Source organism: Bartonella sp. AA81SXKL (assembly GCF_042196945.1).
In the GTDB taxonomy this organism is placed as follows: Bacteria; Pseudomonadota; Alphaproteobacteria; order Rhizobiales; family Rhizobiaceae; genus Bartonella.
Window position 1 is genome coordinate 1 of sequence record NZ_JBHIRH010000147.1, and the last position, 890, is coordinate 890.

Here is an 890-nt window from a genome sequence, read left to right on the forward strand (position 1 = left end):
GGCAATAATATCACCCTATCGGAAAGCTATGATACCTCTCATGCACAAGAAAAGCATGAAAAGTTCTTTGCTGGTGTGACAGGTTCTGTCAATGTTGGTATTCTTGGTACGGTACAAGATATAAGGGATGCAGTAAAGCGAGCTAAAAATAAGGATAACAAACACCACATTATTAATGGTTTGCTTGGCGGTTTAAAAGGTTATGATCTCTATAACAAAGGCAAAGGTCTTTACAATGGGATGCAGGGTGGAGCAACCAAAGATGACCTTCTTAATATGGCGGATGTTTCAACCAGCATTACGGTAGACTTTAAAGCTGAAAAGGCAGAGGCATCTTCTCAAGTTTCCACCGCGGTGACCACAACAATAGAAGGTGGGCGTTCTATCAACATGCATGCCAACAATGGGAGTATCCATGGTGTTGGCGCTGATCTTATCGCTGGCACAAACTCTCTGAACAATGATGAACAGAGCGGAAATATTAATTTGGAAGCAGGACAAGATATCACCTTTGAAAGTGCGCAAAATAGGCAAAACACGCAAAACCATTCGCAAAATATTTCTGTAAATGTTGGTGTTGGCTACGGTTATGGGAGTGGCGGTTCAGGCTGGAGGGGCAATGCTTCTTTTGGAAAAGGAAAAGGCTCCAGTGAACAGGTACACCAGAAGAACAGCCATATTATAGGCACGGGCACTGTTCATAGCAACAGTGGGGGAAACACCACACTAGCGGGGGGTGTGGTTTCTGCAAACCGTGTAGAGATGGGTGTTGGTGGTGATTTCACCATTACAAGCCACAGTGATACGGGACAAAGTTCCAGCAAGCAAAACTCTGTTTCTGTTGGCTTTAATGGTGGAAAAAAGGATGATGCGGCGACAACCAATCTTGC

Annotated in this window: 1 protein-coding gene; it reads left to right on the forward strand. The window is 44.3% G+C overall.

What is annotated here, in order from left to right:
- The coding region (locus ACFINZ_RS10190; RefSeq protein WP_375701450.1) for a hemagglutinin repeat-containing protein at nucleotides 1-890 on the forward strand (890 nt) is incomplete at both ends.